Consider the following 16912-nt stretch of genomic DNA (forward strand, 5'->3'; position numbering starts at 1 on the left):
TGTCTGCCTGAATGGTTGTGGTAAAAATCGCCCCGTGCAGTATCCAGCACATCGACCCGGGACGCCTAGTTCAGCCCGACTGCGGGAAGCCCAGGCTCTGGCCGCTAATCAGCCATTGCTCCAGCACCGTCGCCAGGCCGCCTTGCCAATGGGTGCTTTCCCCGCTCCACAATTCGGTCTTGCCCGAAGGCTGCCACCAGCGACAGAGCCGTTGTGAGGTGTCCACAGGGTCGATCCGTCGCACCATCGCCAACGTCTGGAACCCAGGGACATACGCGTGGGTAGGCCGGATGCGCCACACTTGTTGCTGCAGGGCAGCGGGCTCGAGGTCATCCGCCAGGGTCAGGATCTGGCCACCGATCACCTGGGCGGCCAGGGCCAGCAGCAATAGGCCGGGTTCGAAGGCACCGCTGAGGGCCAGCCGCGACTGCTCGGTAAAGCCCTGCTGACGCAAGCCATCAGCCAGGCGCTCGACATCCCGCAACGCATCGATCCAGCGCCAGGCATACCACTGGCCGTCACGCTTGTGGCGCAGGGCGCTGTGCAACGGGGTCACTTGTGCCCAATGGCGCAACTGCGCCAACGCCTCGGGCAACACCGTAACCCGTTCGGCGGGCCATTCCACATCCAGCGCCAGTTCAAGTTCATGCACGCTCATAGGGTGATGCTCCTATTGGTGAAACAAGCATGCGGTGGTCCGCTGGCCGGATTTATGTGGGCGGCGGTGGGACGGCTCGACTCGCTCGCGAAAACGGTGCGTCAGGCAACATCAATGCTGAATGTCAGTCCGCATTCGCGAGCAAGCCCGCTCCCACATTTGTTTTATGTACACCCGACAAATCACGATAGCTGGCCCCCGGATGGTTGTCCGCCAACCGCGCGCCGTCCCCAAACAATTTCTCCCGCAGGGTGCCCTGGGCATATTCGGTCTTGTACACGCCGCGCTTCTGCAACTCGGGCACCAGCAACTCGACCGCGTCGATAAAAGTCTCGTGGGTCAGTGCATAGGCCAGGTTGAAGCCGTCCACATCGGTCTCTTCAACCCATTCCTGCAACAGATCGGCCACGGTTTCCGGGCCGCCGACGAACAACGGGCCGAAGCCGCCGATGCCGACCCAGTCTGCCAGTTCATTCGGGGTCCAGACCTTGTTCGGGTCGGCAGTGGAGAAGGCTTCCACCGCCGATTGAATGGCGTTGGTATGCACATGCTTGAGGGGTTCATCGGGCTTGAACTGGCTGAAGTCGATGCCGGTCCAGCCGGAGATCAGGGCCATCGCGCCTTCGTAGCTGACATAGGATTTGTATTCGTCGAATTTGGCCTTGGCCTTGGCATCGGTCTCGCCAACGATCACGGTCTGCAAGTTGAAGATCAGGATTTTCTTCGGGTCACGCCCCGCCTCGGCCGCACGGCGGCGGATATCGGCAACGGTTTTCTTCAGCAGCACTTTCGACGGTGCGGCAACGAACACGCATTCGGCCTGTTCGGCGGCGAACTGTTTGCCACGGCTCGACGCCCCGGCCTGGTACAGCACCGGCGTGCGTTGTGGCGACGGTTCGCACAGGTGAATGCCGGGCACCTGGAAGTGTTTGCCGACGTGGCGGATCTCGTGGATCTTGCTCGGGTCGCTGAAGATCCGCCGTTCGCGGTCGCGTAACACCGCGCCCTCTTCCCAGCTGCCTTCCCAGAGCTTGTAGCAAACCTCCAGGTATTCCTCGGCGTAGTCGTAGCGCGCATCGTGTTCGGTCTGGGCTTTCTGGCCGAGGTTCTTCGCGCCGCTTTCCAGGTACGAGGTGACGATGTTCCAGCCGACGCGGCCCTTGGTCAGGTGGTCGAGGGTGGAAAGGCGCCGGGCGAACGGGTACGGGTGTTCGAAGGACAGTGAAGCGGTGAGGCCAAAACCCAGGTGTTCGGTGACCAGCGCCATGGGTGCGATCAGCGCCAGCGGGTCGTTGACCGGCACCTGGGTCGCCTGGCGAATCGCTGCGTCACCGTTGCCGTTATAGACGTCGTAGATGCCCAGCACGTCGGCGATGAACAGGCCGTCGAACTTGCCGCGCTCGAGAATTTTTGCCAGGTCGGTCCAATATTCCAGGTCCTTGTACTGCCATGAGCGGTCACGCGGGTGGGCCCACAGGCCCGGCGACTGGTGGCCGACACAGTTCATGTCGAAGGCATTCAAACGGATTTCACGAGGCATTAAACGTTACTCCGGGGGGCGACACCGTTGAGGTGGTAGTTGCCGACAATCTGGTATTTCCAGCGCAGGGGATCATCAAGGGTCGGCGGCAGCGCAGTACGCTGGCCGGTGAGTTCGAATTCGGCGTTGCTGACAGCGATGAGGGCCTCGGCAGCCGCTATCTGGGCTTCTGTGAGGGCCACCGGGCCTGGGTGGGTTTCGGCACGCTCAAACAAAGCAGCCGCTACCTCCACGCGAATCTGCAAATCGCCAAAGCGGCTGATCACGTAGGGGTCATCACTTTTCTCGACAAAGCGCCGGGTGCTTTCCAGCAGTTGGCGCGCCTGATTCAGTGCGGTCATGGATGCAGCTCCTCAGTTCCAGGCATGGCGTGCGGGCTTGACGCCGTTGAGCACGAAGTTGCCGATCAGGTGGTATTTCCAGCGGGCCGGGTCGTGCAGGGTGTGGGTACGTGCGTTGCGCCAGAAGCGGTCGAGGTTGTGCTTGCCGGACACCGAGCGGGTGCCGGCCAGTTCGAAGAGTTTGCTGCTGGCGAGCAAGGCGGTTTCCGCCGACAGCACTTTGGCCTGGGCGACGACCAACGAGGCATTGGCCACGGTGTCTTCGTTGGGGTTGGCCAGGGCCTGGTCGACGGCAATGCCGGCCTTGGCGAGGATCGCTTCGGTGCCGTGGACCCGCCATTCCAGGTCGCCGATGGCGGCGATGGTGAACGGGTCTTGCCAGCCGTGATCCTGCTGGCTGTCGATCCAGGGCCGGGCCTGGCGTGCATGAATCTTGGCTTGTTCCAGGGCCCCGAGGGCGATGCCGGTGTCGACGGCCGCCTGGATGATCTGCGAAATCGGGCCGTTGGCGGTGGGCTGGTCGAAGGCCTGGTGGGCGGGGATCACCGCACTCAGCGGCACCTTCACACCGTCGAGGGTCACGCCGCCGCTGGCGGTGGTGCGCTGGCCGAAGCCGTCCCAGCTGTCGATCACTTGCAGGCCCGGCGCGTCCCGTTCGACAAAGGCGATGAACGCCTGGTCTTTTTCGTTGACGCCCACCGTCGGCACGATATGGGCGAACAGTGCGCCGGTGCAGTAGAACTTCTCGCCGTTGATGTACGCACTGTCGCCGTCAAAGCGCACTTGTGTGTCAAACGTGCCGGCGTTCTTGCTCTTGGCTTCGGAGAAGGCATTGCCGAACCGATAGCCCAGCAGGACCTTGGCGAAGTAGTGCTGCTTTTGCTCCTCGCTGGCGGTTTGCAGGAGGATGTCGACGACGCCCAGGTGGTTCTGCGGAATCTGCCCCAGGGACGGGTCGGCGGCGGAGATCAGCTTGATCACCTCGGCCACCGTCACATAGGACACTCCCGCGCCGCCGTAGGTCTTGGGAATGGTGATGCCCCACAGGCCACTGGCAGAGAATTCGTCCAGCTCGGCCACCGGCAGGCGTCGCTCGCGGTCGCGCACGCCGGCGTCCACGGCAAAACGCTTGGCCAACTCGGTGGCAACCGCAATGGCCTCGGCGTCCGAACGGATGATGTGAGCAGGTTGTAGGGGTTGGGCTGACATGGGCCGACTCCAGGCTCCAGAGAGATACTGGAGTGATTGCAGGAGTCGTGCCCGAATGCAATGTGCAATGAAATCAGCGGGTTGCCGGTATATCAGGGAAGTCGTTGGCGGTTCAAAACAGCAAAGTGTCCAACCACTGTTGCGCTGCCAACAGTTGATCATCCGGGAGCAAGGCCCCGTGGTGGCTTTCAATACCGGCGACACTGACTTCGGTATTGAAAGCCAACTCACTACCACTCAGGCGTCGGCAGGACGGTCGTCCACGATATAAAAACTATGGTCAGAACGGCGCTCGTCATGTCCATCTTGACGCACGCTATATTTTGCCTCCACCACCTCACGGCGGAAGACAATACCGTTCACAACATCTTTGTATTGGTGCTCCAGCGACTTTACCTCGATGTGACCAAACAGCAAGCCGTTCCCCCTGACCGTCCACCTGATTGTTTGCCCAATGGCCAGTCCCGGATACGCGGGAATAATGATCGAGGCTTGCCCACCCTGCATCTCGGGATAATTCACATGGTTCCCGTGAGAGGGATTAATGCGTGGACGGGGAAGCAAGTCACTACTCTTGATGTGCTTTGAGTCTTGCGCTGTCATCAGTGTGCTCTCCATTTAGTGAAGCCAACTGCCCCTTCCGCCCGCGCTCCGATTGAGCCAGTTCTCTGAGCAGTAACTCCCACACTAGATTCAATCCAACGCTGATGTAAGCTGTGAAATCTGACAGTTGACAACACTCAAAGCCAAGAGTCTTAAATCACCACGTTGCGCACAAACCGCACCGCCACGTCGCCGTCATTGCGATAGGCGTGAAGGTAGCGGCTGGCGAACATCAGGAACTCACCGGTGGCGACGTTTTTTTCCTCATCCCCCAGCACCAGCGTCAGGGTGCCTTCGAACACAAACAACTGCACGCTCCAACCCTCGGGGTCCGGTTCAGGCATGTAGCGATCGCCGGGCTCCAGGCGCATCTCCCATAGTTCCACCTCGCGACGCGCGGTGGCCTTGGCCAGCAGCACGGCTTTGCTGCCGGGGATGTCACCGGCCCAGGCCAGTTCGTTGATACGGCTGTGATCAGCGGCATCCGGGGCCTGGATCAAGTCGCTGAAGGCCACGTCCAGGGCTTCGGCCACCCGGTCGAGGGTCGACAGGCTGACGTTTTTCTCCCCCGCCTCGATTGCCACCAGCATGCGCCGGCTGACGCCGGATTTTTCGGACAGCGCCGTCTGGCTCAACTCAGCCGCATGGCGCAGGCGCCGAACGTTCTGGCTGACGTGTTGCAGGACCGAGGCCCGTTGCGGATTTTCTTTGTGCACTATATTGCTCACAGGGTGGGGTTGCGCAGTATACTGCCCAGCTTGCGGCGCATTGTGCGGTCCGCGCCCTTCCTGTGCAAGACCGAGCCGCCATGACCACCTCCCCATTGTTTTCCCGTTTCAGCAAAGCCGAATGTGTATTGGTGGTGATCACCATGTTTTGGGGCGGCACCTTTTTGCTGGTGCAGCACGCCATGGCGGTCAGCGGCCCGATGTTTTTCGTCGGCCTGCGTTTTGCTGCAGCGGCGCTCATCGTCGGGGCGTTCTCATTCCGCAGCCTGCGGAACCTGACGCTGTTTGAATTGAAGGCTGGCTGCTTTATCGGTGTGGCGATCATGTTCGGCTACGGTTTGCAGACCATTGGCTTGCAGACGATCCTGAGCAGCCAGTCGGCATTTATTACTGCGCTGTATGTGCCATTCGTGCCGCTGCTGCAATGGCTGGTACTGGGACGGCGGCCGGGGTTGATGCCGAGCATCGGCATCATGCTCGCGTTTACCGGGCTGATGCTGCTGACCGGCCCGGCCGGGGCATCATTGAATTTCAGCCCCGGTGAAATCGCCACGTTGATCGGTGCGGTAGCGATTGCCGCCGAGATCATCCTGATCAGCGCCTTTGCCGGGCAGGTGGATGTACGCCGGGTAACGGTGGTGCAACTGGCCACGGCGTCGGTGCTGTCGTTCCTGATGGTGGTGCCGATGGGCGAGGCGCTGCCGGGGTTTTCCTGGTTGCTGCTGTTCAGCGCGGTGGGCCTGGGGCTGACCAGCGCGGTGATTCAGGTGGCGATGAACTGGGCGCAGAAAAGCGTCTCGCCGACTCGCGCCACGCTGATTTATGCCGGGGAGCCGGTGTGGGCCGGCGTAGTCGGGCGGATTGCCGGGGAGCGCTTCCCGCCGATTGCCATGGTGGGCGCGGCGTTGATCGTGGCGGCGGTGATTGTCAGTGAGATGAAAACCCGCCGGCAGCGGCTCGCCGAGCCCCAGGCCGAACTGGAACATGAAAACCAGGGTTGAACGGCCTCAGAGGCGCAACTCACCGTCCAGGTTGATGGCCTGCAGGAACGCCTCGTCATGGGACACCACGATCAGCGCGCCCTGGTACTGATTGAGCATTTGCTCCAGGGCAATCCGGCTGGGCAAATCCAGATGGTTGTCGGGTTCGTCCAGCAACAACAATTGCGGCGGATGCTCGGCGTAGAGCTGTGCGGCCAGGGCAATTTTCAGGCGCTCGCCACCGCTCAGTTGGCGCGTATCGAGGACCGCCCGGTCGGCATCGATGCCCATTTGCGCCAGCCGTGTACGCGCTTCGCTTTGCGGCAGTAGCGGATTACTTTCGTAGAGCCATTGCACCGCCGTGCGTTCGGGGTGCTCCAGCCCGGCGTGTTGATCCAGCCAGCCGATGTGGCAACTGCGCACCAGCTCGCCGGCAGCCACCGGCAACTGGCCGGCAATCACCCGCAACAGGGTCGACTTACCACTGCCATTGGCTCCCAGGATCGCCATGCGCATCGGGCCGGTCAGGGTCAGATTGATCGGTGCCGGGCTGCCAAACGGCAGCACCACCTCGTTGAGTTGCAACACCAGCTTGCCCTGGGGCACCACGCTTTCCGGCGACAGCATCATGCGCTGGATCTCGGGCGCACACCGCGCACGCGCCTCGGCGATCCGTTGCTGTTGCTGCTCACGCGCCAGCTGCTGGTTGAGGCGCAACTTGCCCTGGCTGTTTTCACTGCGCTCTTTCTGGGCGTTGGTGATCAGTTTGGTCTGGTTGCCATCCCGGGCCTGGCGGTCGCCCCGGGCATTGCGGCGTTGCTGACGCTCCATTTGGATGACCGCTTCACGTTGTTCACGTTTGGCGTGCGCGCGCTCCCCCTGCAACGCCGACTGGAACGCCTGCTGCTCCTGCTCTCGTGTCGCCGCATAGTGGCTGTAATTATCGCCGTACACCGCCAAGCCCTTGGGCGACAGTTCGACAATCTCATCCATGTGCTCCAGCAGCCCGCGATCATGGCTGATCAGCACCAGGCCGCCGGACCAGCGATCAATCTGCTGGGCAAGCTTGTGCTGCTGATCGATGTCCAGGTGGTTGCTGGGCTCATCGAGGATCAACCAGTCTGCCCTCGACAACCAGGCGCCCAGCAAAGCGACGCGCTGGCGTTCGCCGCCACTGAGGGCCGCGGTTGGCGAGTCGGCAGTCAAGTGCCCCAGGCCGATTTGCTCCAGGGCCGCCGCCAGTCGAGGCGCGCAATCCCATTGATCAACAGCCAGTGCATGGTCCTGTTCGTCCACGCTGCCCTCGGCGATGCGCGCCAACGCTGCCAGCACTTGGTCGACACCTGCCAGCGCCGCCACGCTGGGATAGCGTTCGGGCTCCAGCAGTTGCGTCACCGCGTACACACTGCCCTCACGGCGCACATGCCCGCGGGTGGGCTGCAGGGTGCCGGCGAGCATTGCGCCCAGTAAGGACTTGCCAGTCCCGTTGGCCCCCACGAGGCCGGTCGCCCGGGCGCTGAAGGCATGGTTCAGGTTGTCGAACAGGCTGCGTCCATCCGGCAGGCTGCAGGCGACATGGTCAAGGTGGAGCAATCGCTGGGTCATCACACGTCCTTATGCAACAGGCTGAAAAAAACCTTTGAACAGCATACCTGTCCTGGATACGGGCATTGAAACAATGCCAAACAGCCTTTTTCAGCCTACCTTGTAGGATCCTGCCACATCTTGCCGTTTGGTGATCAAGATTCCGGCACGTATGATGCATCCCAAACTCCCGCAGATTAGAAGCCTATGTCCCTGATAGTTCTACTGCTTCTGCCTTTTATCGGCAGCTGTCTGGCGGCCTTGCTGCCGCACAACGCACGCAACACAGAGTCCCTGCTGGCCGGCCTTGTGGCCCTGGTCGGGACGGTTCAAGTCGCCCTGCTCTACCCCCAGATCGCCCATGGTGGCGTGATACGTGAAGAATTCATGTGGTTGCCCAGCCTCGGGCTGAACTTCGTATTGCGCATGGACGGTTTTGCCTGGTTGTTCTCGATGCTGGTGCTGGGCATCGGGACCCTGGTGTCGCTGTACGCCCGGTATTACATGTCGCCGGAAGACCCGGTGCCGCGCTTCTTCGCGTTTTTCCTGGCCTTCATGGGTGCGATGCTCGGCCTGGTGATCTCCGGCAACCTGATCCAGATCGTGTTTTTCTGGGAGCTCACCAGCCTGTTCTCGTTCCTGCTGATCGGCTACTGGCACCACCGCGCCGATGCCCGGCGTGGCGCCTATATGGCGCTGATGGTCACCGGCGCGGGCGGCTTGTGCCTGCTGGCGGGGGTGATGCTGCTCGGGCATATCGTCGGCAGCTACGACCTGGACCAGGTCCTGGCTGCCGGTGATCAGATCCGTGCCCATTCGTTGTACCCGATCATGCTCGCCCTGGTGCTGATCGGCGCCCTGAGCAAAAGCGCGCAATTCCCCTTCCACTTCTGGCTGCCCCACGCCATGGCTGCACCGACGCCGGTGTCGGCCTACCTGCACTCGGCAACGATGGTGAAGGCCGGCGTGTTCCTGCTGGCCCGCCTGTGGCCGTCGCTGTCCGGCAGCGAAGAGTGGTTCTGGATTGTCGGCGGTGCCGGCGCCATTACCCTGCTGCTCGGCGCTTATTGCGCCATGTTCCAGAACGATCTCAAGGGCCTGCTGGCCTACTCCACCATCAGCCACCTCGGGCTGATCACCTTGCTGCTGGGCCTCAACAGCCCGCTGGCCGCTGTCGCCGCCGTATTCCATATCCTTAACCACGCCACTTTCAAGGCGTCGCTGTTCATGGCGGCGGGGATCATCGACCACGAAAGCGGCACCCGTGACATCCGCAAGCTCAGCGGCCTGTTCAAGCTGATTCCGTTTACCGCCACCCTGGCGATGGTCGCCAGTGCGTCCATGGCCGGCGTGCCGCTGCTCAACGGTTTCCTGTCCAAGGAAATGTTCTTCGCCGAGACCGTATTTATCTCCGCCACCGCCTGGGTGGAAATCGCCCTGCCGGTCATCGCCACCATCGCCGGTACCTTCAGCGTGGCCTATGCCCTGCGCTTTACCGTGGATGTGTTCTTCGGCCCCAAGGCCACCAACCTGCCCCACACCCCGCACGAGCCGCCACGCTGGATGCGTGCGCCGGTGGAGTTGCTGGTGTTTACCTGCCTGCTGGTGGGGATTTTCCCGGCCCAGGTGGTCGGTTCGATCCTCGCCGCAGCGGCCCTGCCGGTGGTCGGCGGCGAACTGCCGGAATACAGCCTCGCCATCTGGCACGGCTGGAACGCGCCAATGATCATGAGCCTGGTGGCCATGTCCGGCGGCGTGGTGCTCTATCTGCTGCTGCGCAAGCAACTCAAGTTGGGCCGCTTCAAATACCCGCCGATCATCAGCTACTTCAATGGCAAGCGCGGCTTCGAGCGCTGCCTGGTGGTGATGATGCGCGGGGTGCGCAAGATCGAAAAACGCATCAGCACCAAACGCCTGCAAACCCAGCTGTTCCTGCTGGTGCTGGCGGCGGTGATCGCCGGGTTGATCCCGATGCTCTACAGCGGCATCAGTTGGGGCGACCGGCCGAAGATCCCGGGCTCCATCGTGTTCGTCACCCTGTGGCTGCTGGCAATCGCCTGCGCCCTGGGCGCCGCCTGGCAAGCCAAGTACCACCGGCTGGCAGCCCTGACCATGGTCAGCGTGTGCGGGATGGTGACCTGCGTGACCTTCGTCTGGTTCTCGGCGCCAGACCTGGCGCTGACGCAACTGGTGGTGGAAGTGGTCACCACCGTGCTGATCCTGCTGGGCCTGCGCTGGCTGCCACGGCGGATCGAAGAAGTTTCCCCACTGCCCAGCTCGCTGCGCAAGGCACGCATCCGCCGCCTGCGGGACTTCCTGCTGTCCACCGTGGTCGGTGGCGGCATGGCGCTGCTCTCCTACGCGATGCTGACCCGCCAGACGCCCAACGACATCTCCTCCTTCTACCTCAGCCGTGCCCTGCCAGAAGGCGGTGGCAGCAATGTGGTGAACGTGATGCTGGTGGACTTCCGGGGCTTCGACACCCTGGGAGAAATCACCGTGCTCGGCGCCGTGGCGCTGACCGTCTACGCCCTGCTGCGCCGCTTCCGCCCGTCGAAGGAAAGCATGGAACTGCCCGCGCAACAGCGCCAACTGGCACCCGACGTGGCCACCGACCTGATCAACCCGCGCCAGGCCAGCGACACCGCCCTGGGCTTCATGATGGTGCCGGCGGTGCTGGTGCGCCTGCTGCTGCCGATTGCCCTGGTTGTCTCGTTCTACCTGTTCATGCGTGGGCACAACCAACCGGGCGGCGGGTTTGTCGCCGGTCTGGTGATGTCCGTCGCGTTCATCCTGCAATACATGGTCGCTGGTACCCAGTGGGTCGAGGCGCAGATGAGCCTGCGGCCGATGCGCTGGATGGGCTTTGGCTTGCTGTCGGCAACGTTGACCGGGCTGGGCGCACTGCTCGCCGGCTACCCGTTCCTCACCACGCACACCTGGCACTTCAGCCTGCCGGTGCTGGGCGACATCCACGTCGCCAGCGCGCTGTTCTTCGACGTCGGTGTGTACGCCATGGTGGTCGGCTCGACCTTGCTGATGCTCACCGCCCTCGGCCACCAATCGGTGCGCGCCCATAAACCCAGCAACCAGGCGAAAGCCGTTGCCAGCCCAGGAGGAGCCGCCTGATGGAAGAAGTCATCGCAATTGCCATTGGGGTCCTGGCGGCCTCCGGCGTCTGGCTGATCCTGCGGCCACGGACGTTCCAGGTGGTGATGGGCCTGTGCCTGCTCTCCTACGGGGTCAACCTGTTCATCTTCAGCATGGGCAGCCTGTTTATCGGTAAAGAGCCGATCATCAAGGACGGCGTGCCGCAAGACTTGCTCAACTACACCGATCCGCTGCCCCAGGCCCTGGTGCTGACGGCAATCGTGATCAGCTTCGCCATGACCGCACTGTTCCTGGTGGTGCTGCTGGCATCCCGGGGCCTGACCGGCACTGACCATGTGGACGGCCGGGAGCCCAAGGAATGACCTGGATGAATCAACTGATCATCGCGCCGATCCTGCTGCCGTTGCTGACCGCCGCGCTGATGCTGATGCTCGGCGAGAAGCACCGCCCGCTCAAGGCGCGGATCAACCTGTTCTCCAGCATGGTGGGCCTGGGTATCGCCGTGCTGTTGCTGTACTGGACCCAGAAAGGCGGCCCCGGCTCCATCGGTGTGTACCTGCCGGGCAACTGGCAGGTGCCGTTCGGCATCGTGCTGGTGGTGGACCAACTCTCGGCGATGATGCTGGTGCTCACCGGGATCATCGGCGTCAGCGCGCTGTTGTTTGCCATGGCCCGTTGGGACCGCGCCGGCACCAGCTTCCATGCACTGTTCCAGATTCAGTTGATGGGCCTGTATGGCGCCTTTCTGACCGCCGACCTGTTCAACCTGTTCGTGTTTTTCGAAGTGCTGCTGGCGGCGTCCTACGGCCTGATGCTCCACGGTTCCGGCCGGGCGCGGGTGTCGGCGGGGCTGCATTACATCTCGATCAACCTGCTGGCCTCGACCTTGTTCCTGATTGGCGCGGCGCTGATCTATGGCGTCACCGGTACCTTGAACTTTGCCGATCTGGCACTGAAAATCCCCCTGGTGCCGGAAGCCGATCGCGGCCTGCTGCATGCCGGTGCGGGCATCCTCGCCGTCGCCTTCCTGGCCAAGGCCGGAATGTGGCCGCTGAACTTCTGGCTGGCGCCTGCCTACTCCTCGGCCAGTGCGCCAGTGGCGGCGATGTTTGCGATCATGACCAAGGTCGGCGTGTACACCGTGCTGCGTCTGTGGAACCTGCTGTTCTCCGGCCAGGCGGGTGCCTCGGCACTGTTTGGCGGCGACTGGCTGATCTACGGCGGCATGGCAACCATCGTCTGCGCGGCGCTGGCGATGATTGCCGCGCAACGCCTGGAACGCATGGCCAGCCTGAGCATTCTGGTGTCCGCCGGGATCCTGCTGTCGGCGGTGGGTTTTGCCCAGCCAAGCCTGACCGCCGGGGCGCTGTTTTATCTGGTCAGCTCCACCCTGGCGCTGAGTGCGCTGTTCCTGCTGGCCGAATTGATCGAGCGTTCGCGCTCGGCCAACGACATGCCCCTGGACGACGAAATCGAAGCCCTGCCCAAGGCCATGGAATCCCTGCATCCACCGCCCGGCACCAACCTCGACGACGAACAGAAAGCCGTGGTCGGCCAGGTGATTCCCTGGACGGTGGCGTTCCTCGGCCTGAGTTTTATCGCCTGCGCCCTGCTGATCATCGGCATGCCGCCGCTGTCCGGGTTTATCGGCAAGCTCAGCCTACTCAGCGCCTTGATCAACCCGATGGGCCTGGGCAATGCCATCGACGAACCGGTGCGTCCGGCCGCCTGGGGCCTGGTGGCACTGCTGATCTTCTCCGGCCTGGCTTCGCTGATCGCCTTCGCCCGCCTCGGCATCCAGCGTTTCTGGACCCCGGAAGAACGTCCATCGCCGCTGCTGCGCCGCTTCGAATGCGTGCCGATTTTCTTCCTGCTGGGCCTGAGCATCGCCCTGACGTTCAAGGCCGAGCCGCTGATGCGCTATACCCAGGCGGCCGCCGAGAGCCTGAACAACCCGGAACACTATGTGATGGCGGTCATGGCGACGCGTCCGGTGCCGAGCCCTGAAGCCAAGGCCGCCGCCCTGGAGGTGCAGCCATGAAGCGCCTGTTCCCTGCCCCGTGGCTGTCATTGGCATTGTGGTTGTTGTGGCTGGTGCTGAACCTGTCCGTCAGCCCCGGCAACCTGCTGCTGGGGGCGATCCTCGGCTTTGCGGCACCGCTGATGATGGCGCCGTTGCGCCCGCTGCCGATCCGCATCCGCCGCCCGGGGGTGATCATCCGTTTGTTCTTCCTGGTGGGGCGTGACGTGATCATCTCCAACCTCGCCGTGGCCTGGGGCATCCTGACCTGCGGCTCGCGCCCACCGCGTTCGCGCTTTATCAAGATCCCCCTGGACCTGCGGGATGCCAACGGCCTGGCCGTGCTGGCGATGATCACCAGCGTGACGCCGGGCACCGTATGGTCGGAACTGGCCCTGGACCGCAGCGTCCTGCTGATCCACGTGTTCGACCTGGATGACGAAGCGCAGTTTATCGAGCACTTCAAACACGCCTACGAACGGCCCCTGATGGAGATCTTCGAATGAGCGCCCTGCTCTCCAATGCGATCCTGTTCAGCCTGTTCCTGTTCTCCCTGGCCATGGTGCTGACCCTGGTGCGCCTGTTCAAAGGCCCGTCGGCCCAGGACCGGGTGCTGGCGCTGGATTACCTGTACATCCTGGCCATGCTGATGATGCTGGTGCTGGGTATTCGGTATGCCAGTGACACGTATTTTGAAGCGGCGCTGTTGATTGCGCTGTTTGGCTTTGTGGGGTCATTTGCCCTGGCGAAATTCCTGCTGCGTGGGGAGGTGATCGAATGATCAATGTCGATGTGTTGCCGCTGTGGGTTGAAGTGATCGTCGCGGTATTGTTGGTGCTTAGCAGCCTGTTTGCGCTGATTGGGGCGATTGGGTTGTTGCGGATGAAAGACTTCTTCCAGCGCATGCACCCGCCGGCGTTGGCCTCGACCTTGGGCGCCTGGTGTGTGGCGCTGGCCTCGATCATCTACTTTTCGGTGCTCAAGTCCGGGCCGGTGTTGCACGGTTGGTTGATCCCGATCCTGCTGTCGATCACAGTGCCGGTGACCACATTGCTGCTGGCACGCACCGCGTTGTTCCGCAAGCGCATGGCCGGGGATGATGTGCCGGCTGAAGTCAGCAGCCGTCGCACTGACAGCGGCAGCTGATCCCCACAGGCGCCGCAGTGGTGAAATTCGTTCTCCAATAGAATCCATAAAATAGAACCTCAATCGCTAATCCCGGTATCGGGATCACTTTATGAGGTTCTCCCCCATGGCATTCACTCCCCTTGTCCAGGCCCATCTCGACGCGTGGGTTGCCTGCGCCGCTGACTTCGGCCCATTTCTCACGGGCCAGGAAACCACCCTCACCCTCAATGAGCAGCGCAAGGCTTATGAGCAGGTGCTTTGTTCCCATCCGATTCCCGCCGGTGTCAGCTTTTGTGACGTCGATATGGGTGGCGTACCGGGCATGATGGTCGTGCCGGATGGGTTTGAGGGTGACCGGGTGCTGCTTTACATCCACGGCGGTGGTTATGTCGGCGGCAGCCCGCGGGGCTACCTGGGCCTTGCCGGCCACTTCGCAAAACTGCTGGGTGCAAAAGTCTACCTGCCCGACTACCGCCTGGCGCCCGAGCATCCGTTCCCCGTACCTATTGATGACACGTTGCAGGCTTATCGCTGGCTGCTCGACCAGGGCAATGACCCCAGGTCCATCGTGTTCTCGGGCGATTCGGCCGGCGGCGCAATGGTGGTGTCGGTGATGGTCAAGGCCCGCAACGCAGGCCTGCCACTGCCCGCCGGGGGCGCCGCCTTGTCGCCGTGGGCCAACCTGGAACACACCGGCGCCTCCATCGACAACCGTGACGGCCTCGACCCGCAAGCCTCACGACTGGGGCTGACGCTGCTTGCAAAAGCGTTTCTCAATGGCGCGCTGCCGAATGATCCCGATGCGTCGCCGGTGTTCGCGGACGTCCGGGGATTGCCGCCCATTCTGGTGCAGATCGGCGAAAACGAAGTCATGCTCAGCGACGCCATGCGCCTGGCCACCCACCTGGGGGAAAACCGGGTACGCGTGTCGCTGGAGGTTTGGCCCGGGATGTTTCATGTCTGGCATTTGTTTGCGGCAATCTTGCCCGAAGGCATGCAGGCCGTGGCGAATGCGGCGTTGTTTCTGGACCAGGCAATACGTGGCAGCCGTAGCGCTTGAGGGGTTGCCCAGAGCGCGGGAAAGGCAGCGCTCCTGCCGATAACTATCTGTCACCTGGGACCCCACCGCCCCACCTACCTTTATCGGACAACGTATCCCGATACAGGTAATGATCATGTATACCCATTCCGATGCACTGGCCACGCTGTTTGATTTGCTCAACTCGCTGAATGCGCTGATTTCACATTTGACGAGCCAGCAACAGGCAGCCAAGCAGCGGGGTCTCGAGTTGTATCAACTCGGTGAATTCGAAGAGTGCGAAATCCACCTGACCATCTCCGCCTCGGCCGGCGATGCGCCGTCCCAATACGCCCTGGGCGAAGCCATCCGGCGCCGGGTCGGCAGTGTCGACCCCGAGGCCCAGGCGTGGTACCGCCTGGCCGCTGCCCAGGATCATGTGTACGCCCTGATGCGCCTGGGTGGCGAAACCAACCTGGCCAAGGCCAAGACCCTCGCCCAGGCAGGTGCCGATTCTAGCGACGGCGCAGCGATGCTGCAGCTGTATGAACTGACCCACGATCGCTCGTGGCTGAGAAAGGCAGGTGATGCCGGCTGCGCCGAGGCCTATTACATTGCGGCGCTGTTGTACGACAAAAACCCGGAGGCCAGTGACAACCGCGACTCCATGCTCAGGTATGCGGCCTTCAAGGGCTTCCCGCCAGCGATGAAGTGGCTGGCCAACATGCAGACCTACTACCGCAACCTCTCCTACCAGCGCATACACCTGGAAAAACGGCTGGCGCTGAATGACCTTGATGGCGTCATGACCTATGCCGGTGCGCTCGGCGGGTTCGATATCGATGAAAGTGGCACCAACCGCTATCACTACCCCGAGAACAAAATCCACGCCTATGGGCTCTACTGGCTGGTCATGGACAGTACCCGGCAAAACCCACGGCACGCCGATGCCGCAGGCTACCTGCAACAACTGGCCAGCGCGCTGACTGCCGAAGAAATGGAAACAGCCAAGGCGTATGGCCGCCAGTGGAAAACCGAGCACCCGGCGCTGTCGGAGTTCAGGTTGACCTACAGCGACCTGAAATGACCGGCGTTTGATGAAGGATTCGAGAGCACATCCGGCAGTTAAGGATTAATTAATCCAAAAACAGCTTGGCGAAGTATTTCCAGGCTGGTACGGTTTAGTGGATTATTTAATCCACTAAACTTCAGGCCTCCCCCATGACAGCTCACACCCCTCGCTTCAACCACAAAGTCGCCCTGGTCACCGGCGGTTCCCGCGGTATCGGCGAAGCGATTGTCCGCCGGCTTGCAGCTGAAGGTGCAGCGGTCGCGTTTACCTATTCCTCCTCTGCCGACAAGGCGCAAGCGCTGGTTGGCCTGATCGAAAGCAAGGGCGGAAAAGCCTTGGCGATTCAGGCCGACAGCGCCGATGTGGCGGCAATAGATCGGGCGATCGCGGCCACTGTCGAGCATTTCGGCGCCTTGAATATCCTGGTCAACAACGCCGGGATCCTGCTGATGGGCACCGTCGACACCTTCAGCCTGGAAGACTTCGACCGAATGTTTGCGGTCAATGTGCGGGCCACGTTTGCGGCGGCCAAGGCCAGCTCGGCGGTGATGCACACGGGTGACCGAATAATCACCGTCGGCAGCGTGGTCGCCCAACGTTCGGGCTTCCCGGGCTCCAGCGTCTATAGCATGACGAAGTCGGCGATCGCCGGTATGATCCGCGGCCTGGCGATTGATTTCGCGCCGCGCGGCATCACCGTCAACAACGTGCAGCCGGGCCCGACCAGCACCGACATGAACCCGGCAGACGGGCCCCATGCGGACATGATCAAAAGCCTGATCCCCTTGGGCCGCGTAGGTACCGCCGACGATGTTGCCGGCATGGTTGCTTATCTTGCGTCCGAAGAAGCGGCATTTGTCACCGGCACAAGCATGACCATCGATGGCGGCTACCTGGCCTGAGCCTTCACCTGCAATTTC

At 62.4% G+C, this 16912-nt stretch carries 17 protein-coding genes; 10 read left to right on the plus strand and 7 right to left on the minus strand.

Annotated elements, in window-relative coordinates; all coding sequences use genetic code 11:
• Positions 1 to 70 precede the first annotated feature (70 nt).
• From AC3WKX_RS25200 to AC3WKX_RS25225, 6 genes are all read right to left on the minus strand, one after another.
• Positions 71 to 658 (minus strand): AMP-binding protein, encoded by a 588-nt coding sequence (locus tag AC3WKX_RS25200; protein ID WP_102605521.1) that lies wholly within the window; start codon positions 656 to 658, stop codon positions 71 to 73.
• A gap of 124 nt (positions 659 to 782) precedes the next feature.
• Complete coding sequence (locus AC3WKX_RS25205; RefSeq protein ID WP_102605520.1) at positions 783 to 2198, minus strand: LLM class flavin-dependent oxidoreductase; 1416 nt, start codon at positions 2196 to 2198, stop codon at positions 783 to 785.
• Positions 2198 to 2539 (minus strand): acyl-CoA dehydrogenase, encoded by a 342-nt coding sequence (locus tag AC3WKX_RS25210; RefSeq protein ID WP_003211737.1) that lies wholly within the window; start codon positions 2537 to 2539, stop codon positions 2198 to 2200. Before AC3WKX_RS25210 ends, AC3WKX_RS25205 begins: the two co-directional genes overlap by 1 nt.
• A 12-nt stretch (positions 2540 to 2551) precedes the next feature.
• Positions 2552 to 3748, minus strand: a complete 1197-nt coding sequence (locus AC3WKX_RS25215; protein ID WP_102605519.1) for an SfnB family sulfur acquisition oxidoreductase — start codon at positions 3746 to 3748, stop codon at positions 2552 to 2554.
• A gap of 237 nt (positions 3749 to 3985) precedes the next feature.
• Complete coding sequence (locus AC3WKX_RS25220; RefSeq protein ID WP_102605518.1) at positions 3986 to 4351, minus strand: hypothetical protein; 366 nt, start codon at positions 4349 to 4351, stop codon at positions 3986 to 3988.
• A 152-nt stretch (positions 4352 to 4503) separates the two neighbouring features.
• Positions 4504 to 5067, minus strand: coding sequence for a helix-turn-helix domain-containing protein (locus AC3WKX_RS25225; protein WP_003211741.1), 564 nt, complete (start codon positions 5065 to 5067; stop codon positions 4504 to 4506).
• A gap of 92 nt (positions 5068 to 5159) precedes the next feature.
• Between AC3WKX_RS25225 and AC3WKX_RS25230 the strand changes: the two genes are divergently transcribed.
• On the plus strand, positions 5160 to 6080 hold the full coding sequence (locus AC3WKX_RS25230; RefSeq protein ID WP_008432448.1) for a DMT family transporter: 921 nt from the start codon (positions 5160 to 5162) through the stop codon (positions 6078 to 6080).
• A 6-nt stretch (positions 6081 to 6086) separates the two neighbouring features.
• On the opposite strand, the gene AC3WKX_RS25235 is transcribed toward AC3WKX_RS25230, so the two are convergent.
• On the minus strand, positions 6087 to 7664 hold the full coding sequence (locus tag AC3WKX_RS25235; protein ID WP_102605517.1) for an ATP-binding cassette domain-containing protein: 1578 nt from the start codon (positions 7662 to 7664) through the stop codon (positions 6087 to 6089).
• A gap of 186 nt (positions 7665 to 7850) precedes the next feature.
• Here AC3WKX_RS25235 and AC3WKX_RS25240 point away from each other — a divergent pair, with 186 nt between their 5' ends.
• The 9 genes from AC3WKX_RS25240 (at position 7851) to AC3WKX_RS25280 (ending at position 16894) form a co-directional block, all read left to right on the plus strand.
• Positions 7851 to 10772 carry a monovalent cation/H+ antiporter subunit A gene (locus tag AC3WKX_RS25240; RefSeq protein ID WP_003211746.1) on the plus strand — a complete coding sequence of 974 codons (2922 nt, stop codon included), beginning with the start codon at positions 7851 to 7853 and terminating at the stop codon, positions 10770 to 10772.
• A complete protein-coding gene (locus AC3WKX_RS25245) occupies positions 10772 to 11116 on the plus strand; it encodes a Na+/H+ antiporter subunit C (protein ID WP_003192163.1) in 345 nt (114 codons plus the stop codon). The genes AC3WKX_RS25240 and AC3WKX_RS25245 overlap by 1 nt, the downstream gene beginning before the upstream one ends.
• Positions 11113 to 12795, plus strand: coding sequence for a monovalent cation/H+ antiporter subunit D (locus tag AC3WKX_RS25250; protein WP_003211748.1), 1683 nt, complete (start codon positions 11113 to 11115; stop codon positions 12793 to 12795). Before AC3WKX_RS25245 ends, AC3WKX_RS25250 begins: the two co-directional genes overlap by 4 nt.
• On the plus strand, positions 12792 to 13280 hold the full coding sequence (locus tag AC3WKX_RS25255) for a Na+/H+ antiporter subunit E (RefSeq protein WP_003211750.1): 489 nt from the start codon (positions 12792 to 12794) through the stop codon (positions 13278 to 13280). Before AC3WKX_RS25250 ends, AC3WKX_RS25255 begins: the two co-directional genes overlap by 4 nt.
• Complete coding sequence (locus AC3WKX_RS25260) at positions 13277 to 13555, plus strand: K+/H+ antiporter subunit F (RefSeq protein WP_003211751.1); 279 nt, start codon at positions 13277 to 13279, stop codon at positions 13553 to 13555. Before AC3WKX_RS25255 ends, AC3WKX_RS25260 begins: the two co-directional genes overlap by 4 nt.
• Complete coding sequence (locus AC3WKX_RS25265; protein WP_003211753.1) at positions 13552 to 13920, plus strand: Na+/H+ antiporter subunit G; 369 nt, start codon at positions 13552 to 13554, stop codon at positions 13918 to 13920. Before AC3WKX_RS25260 ends, AC3WKX_RS25265 begins: the two co-directional genes overlap by 4 nt.
• A gap of 106 nt (positions 13921 to 14026) precedes the next feature.
• Complete coding sequence (locus AC3WKX_RS25270) at positions 14027 to 14962, plus strand: alpha/beta hydrolase (protein WP_003211755.1); 936 nt, start codon at positions 14027 to 14029, stop codon at positions 14960 to 14962.
• Between the two features lie 115 nt (positions 14963 to 15077).
• Positions 15078 to 16007, plus strand: coding sequence for an SEL1-like repeat protein (locus tag AC3WKX_RS25275; RefSeq protein ID WP_173883042.1), 930 nt, complete (start codon positions 15078 to 15080; stop codon positions 16005 to 16007).
• Positions 16008 to 16141: 134 nt separating this feature from the next.
• On the plus strand, positions 16142 to 16894 hold the full coding sequence (locus tag AC3WKX_RS25280) for a 3-oxoacyl-ACP reductase family protein (RefSeq protein ID WP_102605515.1): 753 nt from the start codon (positions 16142 to 16144) through the stop codon (positions 16892 to 16894).
• Positions 16895 to 16912: the final 18 nt, after the last annotated feature.

The organism is Pseudomonas sp. GP01-A4 (assembly GCF_058780865.1).